Below are 13,465 nucleotides of genomic sequence, written 5' to 3'. Positions count from 1 at the left end.
TAATTAATGTGAAATATGAGAGTACTAGTAACTGCACCTTACCATGAAAAAGGATTATTCGATATCAGGCAAGACCTGGGAGAAGTCATATATCGTCCCTGGAAAGTAAACGGACGTGCTTATAATGAAGATGAACTATTGGCCCTGCTGTATGAAACCGAGGCGGAAGCCCTGATAACCGAGCATGACCATGTGACCGAAAAGGTCATTGCCGCCAATGCACACCTGCAATTCATCGGTGTATGCAGGGGTACACCTTCAAATGTGGCCTTGGCGACAGCGACGAAATATGGCATTCCCGTTTTTTATACGCCCGCGCGTAATGCACAGGCCGTGGCAGAAATGTTTATTTCCAATGTGATCGCCTATATGCGGAAAACGCTGCCCGCCGTCAATTGGCTGCGTGACCGTGGTTGGAATGCAGGAGCCCATACTTCCTACCTGGAGTTTAAGGGTAATGAGCTGGCGGGCAAAAAGATTGGCCTGGTAGGTTTTGGTGCTATTGGCCAACTCATTGCCCGGCTGGTAGAAAATTATCCTTGCGCTATCGCGTACTATGATCCCTATGTAGACGCGGCTGCCTTTCCTGCCTACCACCAACTAAGCCTGGAAGAATTGTTTGCTACCTGTGATATCGTTTCGGTGCACCTGCCGGTATCAGATGACACGAAGGGGATGATCGATCGCCGTTACTTTGACCTGATGAAACAGGATGCGATTTTTGTAAATACAGCCCGCGCGGTGGTGGTGAATAGAAATGACTTGTATACTACGTTAGCAAGCAATAAGATCAACGGGGCCATCCTGGATGTCTTTGATAACGAGCCACCGGATGAGCTGGATTATAAAATAATTGATCTGCCCAATGTGCTGCCAACACCGCATATCGCAGGCGCTACCCATGAAGTAGAGGATCACCATGTGCGCATCTTGAATGAAGTGCTGGTAGCGTGGTTCGTTCACGGCACACATAGCGCGAGCCGGTTGGCCAATAAAGAAATTTTGTCATCAAATATTCAACGATAAAAATAAGTGGATGATACAACAGGAGGCATACCTGGTGCTTGATATTGGAACGGGCAACGTGCGTTCGGCCATCGTATCTCCGGCAGGAGCAATACTGGAGGTAGCAAGAGCCGATATCCGTTACTACCGTGACGAGCTGTACCAGGATTCTATCTACTTCAAGCCAGACGAGCTTTTGGCGCAACTGAAAGACCTCACGGCTGAGGCCATGAAACAGGCAGGAGCTGTGATGATAAAAGCGGCCACGACCACCAGTCAGCGCGAAGGCATTGTACTGGTAAACAAGTCGGGCAGGGCGGTCGTCGGATTGCCCAATATTGATCACCGCGGCCGGGAGTGGGAAAACACGTATACAGATAAAAGCAGAATATACCAGCAGACAGGCCGTTATCCAACCTCGTTATTTTCCGCCTATAAGTTGGTCGGCACAAGGGAGCGGAGACGTGAGATGTGGAGTGAATTATCTTTCTTTCTCAGCATCAGTGACTGGGCCGCCTGGGAACTGAGTGGCGTTGCGGTGTACGAGCATTCGCAAGCGTCAGAAACATTGTTGTATGATGTGGCGGAAGGCCAGTGGAGCAATGAGCTTAGTGCGCTATTTAATATTTCACCGGATGCCTTGCCCCCGTTGTCGCAATCCGGCAGTGTTTTGGGCTCATTCAAGGAGGATGTTGCTGAAGCATGGGGATTGACGCCGGGCGCCCTTGTTGTGACCGGTGGTGGCGACACCCAGCTCGCCATCAAAAGCACCGGACCTTCCGTGGGCGATGTGGTCATTGTTTCAGGCACCACTACACCGGTAGTTAAGTTGGAAGGAAACTATATATTGGATAAACAGGAAAGAACCTGGACAAGCCGGGACATAGCGGAAAACCGGTTTGTGTTTGAAGCCAATGCGGGTGTTACCGGGTTGAACTACCAGCGGTTGAAAGAGGTGTTCTATCCCAATGAAGGTTACGAAGTGATTGAGCAAGAGTTGGCTGCGGATGCACACCGGGTATGTGTGGCGTCCCTGGGTTCGTTGGTGGCTGGTGAAACAAAACCAGTAACCAGGGGTGGGTTTATTTTTCCGGTGCCTGTCACGCATGAACTGCGTCGAAGCAGTTTTGTGTGGGCTACGCTGATAGACATTGCTTTCTCCATCGCGGAGAATTATCGGGTATTGGCGGAAGTGTCGGGCCATGACGAGCCGCATATCTGGGCTTGTGGGGGTGGATTACAAAGTAAAACCCTGCGTGGACTGATTGCGGCTATTACCGGCAAGGAAGTGCGGGTGCGGAATGGATTTGAACAGGCTTCAGTAGTAGGGGCCGCTTTGCTTTGTAAGGAAGCACTCGGCAACGACGGGCAAACTGCAGCAACGGTACAGGAGAGCTCGATGCCCATCGGTAAAGAAGCAGAGAAATACAGGGCTTTTTACGAACAATGGAAGCTGGCCAGGGAGCAGTTCAGGGCCATCAGTTAAAACAGGAAATGAAATGAGTCGGGTATATTTTATAGGAGTCGATATTGGAACGCAGGGAGCGCGCGTGGTATTGATAGATGAGTTGGGACAGCAATATGGAGCTGTAGAGGAAGTGTTTTCATTGGATGCGCGTTACCGCGAAGAGCAGTCGCCACTTATGTGGTGGGAGGCTTGCTGTCGATTGATCCCGGCGTTGTTGCGGGAGGTGAAAACGGATATTCGTTTAGAAAGGATAAAAGCGGCGGCAGTGACTTCTACGTCTGGCACCATAATCCCCCTGGATGGAGATAACAATCCCTTGCATCCGGCGATCATGTACAGCGATCCGCGGTCTGCGCAGCAGGCAGCTTTCTGTAAGCAAATTGCTGAACAGGCCGTGAAAGAGGGGTATACGGCTTACAATGCTTCCAGCGGTTTGCCCAAGATGTGGTGGTTTCTCGAACAGTATCCCGATCAGGTGCCTGTATTGAGAAAGTTTGTACATGCTGCCGACTTTGTCACTGGCAGACTATGTGGTGAATATGGAATTACCGATTATACGAATGCGATGAAATCCGGCTATGACATTCATCGGTATGAATGGCCAAGCTATATTGGGGAGCAGGTCGGCATTAGAAAAGAATGGTTGCAGCAGGTAAGACCATCCGGTGAGGCAATCGGTGTGGTAAAAAAAGCGCTGGCTGCGCAATGGGGATTGCCGGAGGGTGTCGTGGTGACAACAGGTGTTACAGACGGCTGTGCATCTCAAATCGCATCGGGGGCAGTCAGTCCCGGACAATGGAATACGACCATAGGAACGACCCTCGTTATCAAAGGAGTTACCACGCAGGCGGTACAGGATCCGTCTGGCGTTATTTACAATCACCGCCATCCCGCTGGCTACTGGATGCCTGGAGGAGCCAGCAACACCGGCGCCGATTGGGTGAGCAAGCTGTTCGCCGGTAAAGACCTGCTGCAGCTAGGCAGGGATGCAGGGATTCATTTACCCGCCGCATCCTTGGCCTGGCCGTTGATACAGCTGGGGGAGCGGTTTCCCTTCGTGGCGCCACAGGCGGTTGGTTTTTGGCCTGAAGGGGACGATGTGGAAACATTTGCGGCATGTATGGAAGGGGTCGCATTTATAGAGCGGTATGCTTATGAAAGGATCTCTACATTGTCTGGGGAAAAGATAGAGCAGATTTTCTCAGCCGGTGGTGGTAGCAACAGCGATACCTGGTTGCGGATCAGGAGCAGCGTTAGCAAGGTGCCTGTCTGCAAAATGCAAAACGTATCGGGGGCCGCAGGTGCGGCTATACTGGCGGCGTCCAGTAGTCATTATGGATCTTTGCAGGAGGCCGCTGCGGTGATGGTGAAGCCAGACACAATCATACAGCCAGAGGCCGAGTTGGTCATCGCGTATGACCATAAATACGATCTATTTATTCAGGAACTGAAAGCAAGAAAAATACTGGACTAATCATGCTAAAGATCTTTTTACTCCGACATGGTGAAACGGCCTACAATGCAGACAACAATCGCTATTGCGGACGCACGGATATTCCGTTGACCGATAAAGGTTTAGGACAGGCGCAGGAAGTGAAGCGGCATTTGGAAGGCATTGAGTTTGCGGCCGTCTATTCCTCTCCTTTGCAACGAGCCGCAAACACAGCTTGCCTGGCATCCGGAAGAGATCCCATTAAAGATGAGCGGCTGATAGAAGCGGACTTTGGAAATTGGGAAGGAAAAACAAAAGAAGAATTCATTGCGGAGAATGAGTCGCTGTGGGTGAACTGGATGAGCGACCCCGCGGTTTATCGCGCTGGCGGTACGGGTGAAACAGGCACTGAGATTGTAGAGCGGGTCGATGATTTTTTTCGGTCCATTCAGCAGCAACATACTGTGGGGAATATTATGGTGGTGGCGCACAACGGCATCAACAGGTTGTACCTGGCTTACAGGCTGGGCATGCCGCTGCGGAATTACCGCCAGCTGGTACAGCAAAACTCTTCCATCACGTGCTTTACCCTAGACGGTCAGGGGGTATTGACACTTGAATTGTTGAATTCAAAACTCCGTTAAATGAAAGGGTATAATGTAAAAGCAGGGTTGTTCCTGGCGGGGCTATTGGTGGGCTCGGTAGTGCAGGCTCAATTAAACATATTGCCAATCAAGAGTAGCGCAGATCTGCATGCCTTTTTTAAGTATACCAATGGTAGTAAGAAGATCATCAGCGGGCACCGGGGAAGCTACCTGTCAGGCTATCCTGAAAATGCCATTGAGACCTTTGCGTATGTACTGAGGCATACGCCCGCATTTTTTGAAATAGATCCACGGCTTACGAAAGACAGTGTGATCGTATTGCTGCACGATGCCACCCTGGACAGAACAACTACCGGCACGGGCAAATTGTCCGATTATACCTATGCACAATTGAAGCAGCTACGTTTGAAAGATAAAGACGGCAAAACCACTCAATACCGGATACCGACGCTGCAGGAGGCTATTGATTGGGCACGGGGTAAAACTATCCTTAACCTGGACAAGAAAGATGTACCCTTGCAGATGACAGCGGATATCATCCGGAAAAACAATGCTACCAGTTTTGTGATGGTGACTGTACACAATGCAGAGCAGGCAAAATTCTATTACGATGTGGATGCGCAGCTGATGATGTCGGCTTTTGTGAAAACAGAGGAAGCGTTAAAGGCCTATGAGGCTGCTGCCGTTCCCTGGAAGAATATGATTGCATATATAGGTTCGGAGAATAAGCCGGCCAATAAAATGATGTTTGATCTGCTGCATGCCCGTGGGGTGATGTGTATGATCTCAGCTGCACCGGTATACGATAAGCTGGCTTCGGTGGAAGAGCGTGCTGTGGCTTACCGGAGTATTTTTGAGCAGGGGGCAGATATTCTGGAATCCGACCTGCCGGTTGAGGTCGCTGCAGCTACGACGCGTAACGATAAGCCTGATTGATGGCGCAGGTCTATTGAAAAATAAACTTGTCGTGGTAACCACACTAACGGCTGGGGGGCACAGTCTTTGATGCTTCCTGGTTATGGGCCATCAAATCTATAACCGAACGATAAAGGTCGACCAGGTCGACATCTTCTACCGGGAGGCTGGAGACAGCAATAATCCTTCGCTATTACTACTGCCTGGTTTTCCCACCTCTTAGATCATGTTTAAAAACCTGATGACGGCTTTGTCAGACAGGTATTACCTGGTGGCGCCTGATTTTCCCGGGTTTGGGTTCAGTGGATTCCCGTCCCCGGAGGAGTTCGAATATACGTTTAAGAAGATAGGCGCCTGCATGAACCAATTTACAGAGGCGATTGGGTTGAAGTCCTTTACAATCTATTTGCATGACTATGGGTGCCCTGTTGGTCTTCAGCTGTGTATTCATCATCCGGAAAAGATTGAAGGCATCATTGTGCAGAGTGGTAATGCCTATGAGGAAGGCGTTGAAAAGATATGGGATGAGATGCGGGCGTACTGGGCCAATCCCACACCCGAAAAGAAGGAAAAGCTGTATGGGTTCCTCAGTGAGGAAGGAGTGAAATGGCAATACACGGCAGGGGTACCAGCGCATTTGTTGTCAGCCATCAGTCCGGAGTTGCCCCTGCTGGATTGGGAATCCATGAAGCGGCCGGGTAATATAGACATGCAGTATGAACTCAATTGCGATTATAAGAACCACATGGCGATGTATCCTGTATTTCAGGAGTATTTCCGCACGCACCAACCGCGTGCCATCGTAATATGGGGGAAGTATGATCCGTTCTTTAATGCTGAAGTAGCTGCCTGCTATAAGCGGGACCTGCCCAATGCCGAAGTGCATATGATCGAGGGCAGCCATTGGGTGCTGGAAACGAACTTTGAGGAGGTGCTGGGGCTTATTGGCAATTTCTGTAAGCCCCGATTGTAATCTGCATTATTTGAAAGTTGTGTAATAAGTTTATCTCCTGGTGATCCAGGTAAAGAATGTTGAGATATTAGTGTGTCTTTTAATCGGCCTTTGCAAACCTGGGATCTGCTATGATCCTTTTTAACTGATCGATATGCCTCATACGATGGGCGACAAGCAGCAAGCCCAATTGATGAGCATCTTTGATGCTCCGAACGCCTTTGCTATCTATCCTGAAAACATATTGTCTTCTCAGGTCTTTTGACGCATTTGCGATATAAAACTGTTTGGCCAACTCGTTGGCTTCGGTAAAAATGCGCACACAGGTTTGCTTATCGCAGTATCGGTTCCTGGGCAAATTGGTTCCCCTGGCTCTGCCTTTTTCAGGTTGAGTAGCATAGGCCATCGCTTTTTCGTCACCCCCTTTTGTCGAGTCTGCGTAGCTGTCTGGAAAAACCGGTTGAGCCAATGTAAACCACAATTCCCGTATGTAGCCCTCATCGATGAGGCCCAGGTGTTCGACTATATCGTTCGCAGACCAGGAGACGATGTCGACGTGGTGGGAGAACTGCTGCTCAGAAAGCCGGCTGACTATGCTCAACAAGGCCTGGTGAGTGGAGTCCAGTAGCCGTAATAGCCTTTCATTCTCTGCCTGCGTGTATAAGTGTTTGTGCGACTGAGCATGGACTGTCACTGAGCAGGCTAGAAGGGCAATAATTAGTAAGTATTTCATTGGTTGTCTCTATTTAAACACGCCCGCCTACGTCATGCACTTCAGAGTAGCAGATAGTGTACGATGTTAAGCCGGTATAGAGCGTTAATGAGGCAGCAAGTTATCGGCTATGGGTGTGTAGCCGGGTATTATTCGTGTAGCTGGAAGATAAATTGAGTGATTGGCGCCGGTTAGGCTATCCGTTGGTTGCTGGTATAATCCTGCGTGTGGGCGCTATTCTGCGAATTGATTTTCGGGAGTTGAACGAGACCTCGTAGTTGTTGGCAGGAATTAGCGCGGTGTAAGACCTAATCAATTTGCATTAATTTTAAGGCACATTAACTATTCTTCCGTTCCCGGTGTAATCATAATCTGGTCTGTTTGGTCATCCACGATAGCCCTTACTTCCGTTTAAAATAAAGGCAAGTTTCTCCGGGTAACCTTTTCATCTATCCCGTAAGTTTTTCAGGGCTGCAAGCACCAGTTGGAAATTGCTGGCAAAAAACAAAAAAGGCCGCTGACGCGACCTTCTAAGTTCTTGATATTTAAGCTCCCCCTTCAGGACTTGAACCTGAGACCCTCTGATTAACAGTCAGATGCTCTAACCAACTGAGCTAAGGAGGAATTTGTTTGCCAAATTGACCTTTTTAGGTACCTGGCTTACCCCTTTTTCGGAATGAATGTCAGGACTTTAGCCATCCTTTCAACGCATGTCCCTGTAAGGGGTTGCAAAAATAGGAATTTATTTAAATCTCCAATTCCTTTTGACGTTTTTTTTCAGAAAATATTTTCACTCCGCCACCCCCTGCAATACCCCATCATACACAACAAATTATAGTAACTTCCTATCTGATCCCGTCCCACCGTTCAAGCCATGAATTAATAAGCCCAATCATCCATGAAGGCATACAGGTCTATATTATTTGTCATAGTGATAGTTATCGGTGGCGTAGCCTTCTTTTTGGGCGTAGCATCAAAAGACCGGCGTCGTGCCCAACAAGCCCAGCAGCTGCTTACCCACAACAACAGTGTCATCAACGCACTCGACACCGTTCAGATCCTCATCACCTCCAAAGAATCCGCCGTTCGGGGATACACCATCACCGGTGACTATATTTTTATCAGCCACCTGCCTAGATACAACAAAATCATCGCCGCCAGCATCGACAGTGTACGCAGCCTGGTCGCTAGCAATATCGACCAGATTCAGCGACTCCATACCATCACCCGGCTCATCAACGAAAAAGACGCCTTCCAGCAAGAGATCGTGCAGGCGCGCAAGGTCTCCATCGACAGCGCCATGCACCTCACCGCCAGCCTGCGGGGCAAAAAACTGATGGACCAGATCTCATCAAGTCTCGCCACCATGAAAGCAGCCCAGGAACTCCTGCTCGAAGACAGCATCATCCGCTTTCGGGAGTCCAGCCGCCAGGCCTTGCGCACCTCCATCATCGGCGCAATAGCCGTATTGGTATTTATCGGCATTCTTCTTTATCGCCTCAGCAGGGATATTCAACTACGCCGCAAAGCAGAAGAAGAGTTGATGCAAAGCGAAGCCAAATACCGCGAGTTTGTAGAGAACGCCGACGTCATTACCTATACCGCCGACATCCAGGGCAACTTCACCTTCATCAGCAAACAGGTCGAAACATTAACGGGATACCTTCCGGAAGAGCTGCTGGGAAAACATTTCTCCGTGCTTATTCCGCCCGACCATATCCCGAAAGTCGCCGCCGCCTATTACGAACAGTTCCAGGCCCGCATCCGCGAGACTACCCTCACATTCCCGATCATATACAAAAACAATGGCATCCGGTGGGTAGAGCAAAATGCAATACTGTTAGAACGCGATGGGAGAGCTGTGGGTTTTCAATGTGTGGTAAAAGACGTTACAGAACAGGAACTGGTACGACAGAAGCTCGAAAAGATCGAAGCCGAACAGAAAGAATACCAATACCGCATACAAGCCATCCTCGACAACGCACCGTTGATGATCTACGTCAAAGACCTGGAAGGGCGTTACCTGGTAGCCAACCGGCAGTGCCGGGAAGTATTCGGCCTCGCCGACGAAGATATCATCGGCAAAACGGTGTACCAGGTACAGAGCAACCGACAGTCGGCCGAACGGTACGATACCGCCGATAAAGAAGTGCTGCAAAACCGCAAGTCGGTCGAACTGGAAGATGTCTTGCAACTCGCCGACGGCGAGCACCACATGCTGACGATCAAATTCCCGCTGTACGATAAAGACAATAACCTGATCGGACTGAGCGGCTTCATGAAAGACATTACCGAGTCCGTCAAAGCCAGACAGGAAATGATTGCTGCCCGCCAGAAGGCGGAGTCTGCAGAAACCCTGCAGGAGCAGTTCCTGGCCAACATGAGTCACGAGATCCGCACCCCCATGAATGGTATCCTGGGCATGACGAACCTCCTCATGCAAACACCCCTGCGCGAACAGCAGCGGGAATACGTGCACATCATCAAGCAGTCGTCAGATAACCTGTTGGTGCTGATCAATGATATCCTCGACCTCTCCAAGATCAAAGCGGGCAAGATCAGCATCGAGAAAATTCCTTTCGATCTCAAAGAAGTGCTGCAAACCATCAATGCCACCTTCCGCATGAAGGCTGCTGAAAAACAATTGACCTTTTCAACGCTCCTTCACCCTGGTGTTCCGATATACCTCCTGGGCGATCCCCATCGTCTCAGCCAGATACTCAACAACCTGCTGAGCAACGCCATCAAGTTTACAGAACAAGGATATGTAAGCCTGGAGATCAATGTACGGGAACGACAGGATAAAGCAGCCATCATCAATTTCCAGGTCAGCGATTCAGGGATTGGTATCGACAGCAAACAACTGGACCTCATCTTTGAAAGTTTCTCACAAGCCTCTTCCGATACCACCCGCCGTTTTGGTGGTACAGGCCTTGGCCTCGCCATCACCAAACGTTTGGCAGAGTTACAGAAAGGAAGCATCGATGTGGCCAGCAAACCCGGTGCAGGCACAACCTTCACCATATTGTTGCCCTTTGCCATTTCTACTAAAGAAGAAGTCGCTCGCGGCAATACGCAAGCCATACCACAGCGTAGTGAGCTGGACAACTATTCAGGCCACCATGTGCTCATCGTAGAAGACAATGACGTCAACCAGCGCGTACTGAAATATAACCTCGAACAATATCATATCGACACAACCGTCGTGGAGAATGGTCGTGACGCCGTACGGTGGCTGGAAAAAAACAAGACAGACCTGGTCATGATGGACCTGCACATGCCGGTGATGGACGGTTTTCAGGCCACCGACTACATTCGCCGGCAACTCAAACTCAATGTGCCTATTGTCGTGCTAACAGCCAGCGTACTGCGCAACGAAAGATCACGTTGTCTGCAGATCGGTGCCAATGATTATGTCGCCAAGCCATTCGCGCCGGAAGAGCTGCGCCGTTGCCTCGATCGATTCCTCTTACGCAAAGATGCCAATGCCCCACAAACGTTCATGAAATCACCCGTAGCAGATAACCCCGTGTTCGATATCTCCATGCTCATGCAACTCAATAATGACAAAGCCATCCGGGAGATCCATACCGTATTTGAGAACACGGTTCCTGCGGGCCTCGATGAATTGAAGCAGTTGGCCATAAAAGAAGATTGGAAAGGCGTAGTGGAGCTCGCGCACAAGCTCAAAAGCAGCCTCGGTATCATACAGGTAAAAGACCTGCACGAAATAATGACCACCATCGAAACCAGCGCCCGTAACCAACAAGGGCTGAAGGAGATTGTCCCGATGATCAATGAATGCATCGCCGCCTATTATCACGTGGCCCCCATGATCAAAATGGAGATTGACCGGGCGCTGATATGAGGCAGCACCCCAGCCGACCAGTAGCAAACACTACCGCAACAGGTACAATCCATAGTGCTCTACGGCAGCAGACCGCGTAGCATGGTTGAGCAAGGTAAACGTCAACCTGCTTACGTGAAAATGATCAAAGGTTTTCAGCGGCTGCCAGCCAGCCGCTGAAACCAGCTCTACAGGCGTATACACCACGACAGGCCGTTGCACCAGTCGCGACGTGTCACTCAATTGCTGCAATGTCGTTAATGGAGCAGCAGCATAAAACTCCCAGGCATACGAATAAACACCGATCTGTACGACTGGAATGCCAGGGTATTGTTGGTTTGCCACAAACGCCGCTTCACTACCCGATTGATATTTCAGCAAGGCGGGATAAAAGACGAGGTTCAGGTAAAGATTGATCACAACTGCTACCAGTGCCGTTCTGGCCAGCATATACAGAACACCGGGCCCCCTGGACAACACGGGGCGCAGATAGAAAGCAAGTCCCGCAGCCAGCACGATTACTACCATCAACTCGATCGTATGCCCCGGACGAAACAACCAATGTACACCTGCCGCCAATACTGGCAGCAACACGATGATCACGGTTTGCACAACACGTACAAACCTTTGCATGCCCGGCTTGAGTTCTCCCAACACAAACTGGGCGGTCAGGATAGCGAAAAAGGGGAATATGATATTGATATAATGCGGCAACTGAAACCGCGATGCCGAAAACAACAGGAAACAAGGCAGGGCGCCCCCCAGGGTGATCCATTCAATGGCAGCCACCTCCCTGAAACCTGCACGGATCTTTCTCCCCACAGCCACGAACAACAAGATCGACCAGGGTAAGAAGGCCCATAAGGTGGTATGCAGGAAGAAGGATGGATCACCCTTACCTTTGATTGGTCCGGTATTCATAAACCGGCCAAACTGGCTATCCCAGAAAAAGAACTTGATGCCCGATACGCCCGTTCTGCCAAATACCACCTTCTCAGGGTGTGCATCGAATTGATACCATAGGCAATACAATTCAGGAGTGATAAACATGCAGATTAATACAGCAGCCACAACCCAGCGCCAGTGGAATACCTGCTTCCAGTTCCTTTTTAACAACAGGTCCGCAGCGATCGCTCCCCCGATCGGCACAATCGCAAAAGGCCCTTTGGTCATGATCGCACAACCGGCAAACAAAGCCCCCGCCACTACTTGCCAATAGCTGCCACCATAAGCCGCCCGGTAAAAATGGTACACACTGGCAATGATCAGTCCGGTAAGATAGGGCTCTGCGCGAACGTCGTTATTGGATAAGATAATATGTTCTGCCGTCAATAAAATGATCGCCGACCACCAGGCCACTTTTTCACCATAGAGATCCCTGGCCAGTAACCAGGTATAGCGTGCCCCCATCAACAAAAATGCGATAGCCGGCAGTTTATAAGCCCAGCTGGTAAACCTAAAAGCCTTGAACGATAACGCGGTTATCCAAAAGGGAAAGTGTGGTTTGTCGAGCCATTCCTTGCCTTCCCCAAACAACTCGATGTAATTGTTCCTTTGCACCATCGTCTTCGCAATGGATGCATACAGCGCGCCATCAGGCCCGAGTATGGTAATGAACAAGCCGCTCAGGTTGACCAGAACGGCTAAATACATCAATAGCTGATACCGGTTGTCGGTAGCACGTACAGAAGGAGTATTGCGCATGAGGGCCTAAAGGTAAAACGACGGCGTAAAGAAATTATGAACTAAGTCCGGGCATAGGTTGGTAACTCGATTTACGCCGCTCGGGAAACAACCACCGGTCATAGAACCAGGCACAGGTGGATCCTGTAACAACGCCCAACAGCGCCCCACCCATCACATCGAGTGGATAATGTTTGCCCACATAGACCTGCGCATAACAAACGGCGAAAGCCCACACCCACAGAATGAACCATTTTTTGCCAGCTATCCGTTGTATGGTCAGGAACCAGAAAGTGGCAAGCCCAAAATGATTGGAAGCATGAGACGAAGGGAAACCATATTGACCACCACAACCAACCAGGCCGCGAATGATCGATTGCAGGTCGGGCTCGTAACAAGGACGTAGCCTGCCTACCCAGGGCTTGATGATACTGGCGCTCACGAAATCTGTAACGGCAAAACAAGCCACCGTCAGCAGGATGAATTGCCACGCATATTTTCGATGAAACCGGATGACCCAGTAAGCCATAAAGGCATACAAAGGAACCCAGGTCGCTGCATTGCGAAGCAATTTCATAAACCCATCCAGCGCGGGTGTTGACGCTTCGGCATGAATGAAGGAGAAAATATTTTTGTCGACAGCCTCGAGTATTTCCCAGAAGTCCATAGCCTTGAGTTTGGTGAACGTATACGGATGTCACCAAAAATCAAGCTTGCTTATTACCCCAATATCACGATAGGATTAATGTTGCATTAAAGGCGACCACTGGGCAGCATCCTTCGACAGCTCCAGTCCTTTTCTCTACAGTTGAGAGGTCAGCCCGCAGGGAGTAGATACAATAAGTT

10 protein-coding genes and 1 tRNA gene are annotated in these 13,465 nt (G+C 49.9%); 7 read left to right on the top strand and 4 right to left on the bottom strand.

The window, feature by feature from the left end; translation table 11 throughout:
* The first annotated feature begins 15 nt into the window (after positions 1-15).
* The 6 genes from P2W70_RS07530 to P2W70_RS07505 all read left to right on the top strand — a co-directional run bounded on the left by P2W70_RS07530 (position 16) and on the right by P2W70_RS07505 (position 6,398).
* Positions 16-1,026 carry an NAD(P)-dependent oxidoreductase gene (locus P2W70_RS07530; protein ID WP_276480824.1) on the top strand — a complete coding sequence of 337 codons (1,011 nt, stop codon included), beginning with the start codon at positions 16-18 and terminating at the stop codon, positions 1,024-1,026.
* Between the two features lie 10 nt (positions 1,027-1,036).
* Positions 1,037-2,491, top strand: a complete 1,455-nt coding sequence (locus tag P2W70_RS07525; RefSeq protein ID WP_276480823.1) for an FGGY-family carbohydrate kinase — start codon at positions 1,037-1,039, stop codon at positions 2,489-2,491.
* Between the two features lie 13 nt (positions 2,492-2,504).
* A complete protein-coding gene (locus P2W70_RS07520; protein WP_276480822.1) occupies positions 2,505-3,947 on the top strand; it encodes an FGGY-family carbohydrate kinase in 1,443 nt (480 codons plus the stop codon).
* A 2-nt stretch (positions 3,948-3,949) separates the two neighbouring features.
* Positions 3,950-4,549 carry a histidine phosphatase family protein gene (locus P2W70_RS07515; RefSeq protein ID WP_276480821.1) on the top strand — a complete coding sequence of 200 codons (600 nt, stop codon included), beginning with the start codon at positions 3,950-3,952 and terminating at the stop codon, positions 4,547-4,549.
* Positions 4,550-5,446, top strand: a complete 897-nt coding sequence (locus P2W70_RS07510; RefSeq protein WP_276480820.1) for a glycerophosphodiester phosphodiesterase family protein — start codon at positions 4,550-4,552, stop codon at positions 5,444-5,446. It begins immediately after the preceding gene.
* A gap of 205 nt (positions 5,447-5,651) precedes the next feature.
* Positions 5,652-6,398 carry an alpha/beta fold hydrolase gene (locus P2W70_RS07505; RefSeq protein ID WP_276480819.1) on the top strand — a complete coding sequence of 249 codons (747 nt, stop codon included), beginning with the start codon at positions 5,652-5,654 and terminating at the stop codon, positions 6,396-6,398.
* A 79-nt stretch (positions 6,399-6,477) separates the two neighbouring features.
* Here the strand turns inward: P2W70_RS07505 and P2W70_RS07500 are convergent, their stop codons facing one another.
* Together P2W70_RS07500 and P2W70_RS07495 are read right to left on the bottom strand one after the other, a co-directional pair.
* Positions 6,478-7,110, bottom strand: coding sequence for a hypothetical protein (locus tag P2W70_RS07500; protein WP_276480818.1), 633 nt, complete (start codon positions 7,108-7,110; stop codon positions 6,478-6,480).
* Positions 7,111-7,639: 529 nt separating this feature from the next.
* Positions 7,640-7,713, bottom strand: a tRNA-Asn gene (locus tag P2W70_RS07495).
* A 274-nt stretch (positions 7,714-7,987) separates the two neighbouring features.
* Between P2W70_RS07495 and P2W70_RS07490 the strand changes: the two genes are divergently transcribed.
* Entirely contained in the window at positions 7,988-10,957 is a 2,970-nt protein-coding gene (locus P2W70_RS07490) for a PAS domain S-box protein (protein WP_276480817.1), read from the top strand.
* Between the two features lie 30 nt (positions 10,958-10,987).
* On the opposite strand, the gene P2W70_RS07485 is transcribed toward P2W70_RS07490, so the two are convergent.
* Positions 10,988-12,640, bottom strand: coding sequence for an ArnT family glycosyltransferase (locus tag P2W70_RS07485; RefSeq protein WP_276480816.1), 1,653 nt, complete (start codon positions 12,638-12,640; stop codon positions 10,988-10,990).
* A gap of 34 nt (positions 12,641-12,674) precedes the next feature.
* Entirely contained in the window at positions 12,675-13,286 is a 612-nt protein-coding gene (locus P2W70_RS07480) for a phosphatase PAP2 family protein (protein ID WP_276480815.1), read from the bottom strand.
* Between the last annotated feature and the right edge of the window lie 179 nt (positions 13,287-13,465).

The sequence above is a fragment of the Paraflavitalea pollutisoli genome (assembly GCF_029360705.1).
Taxonomy (GTDB): domain Bacteria; phylum Bacteroidota; class Bacteroidia; order Chitinophagales; family Chitinophagaceae; genus Paraflavitalea; species Paraflavitalea pollutisoli.
The sequence above is the reverse complement of the archived record's forward strand: the minus strand, read 5'-3'. Positions and strand labels throughout refer to the sequence as shown.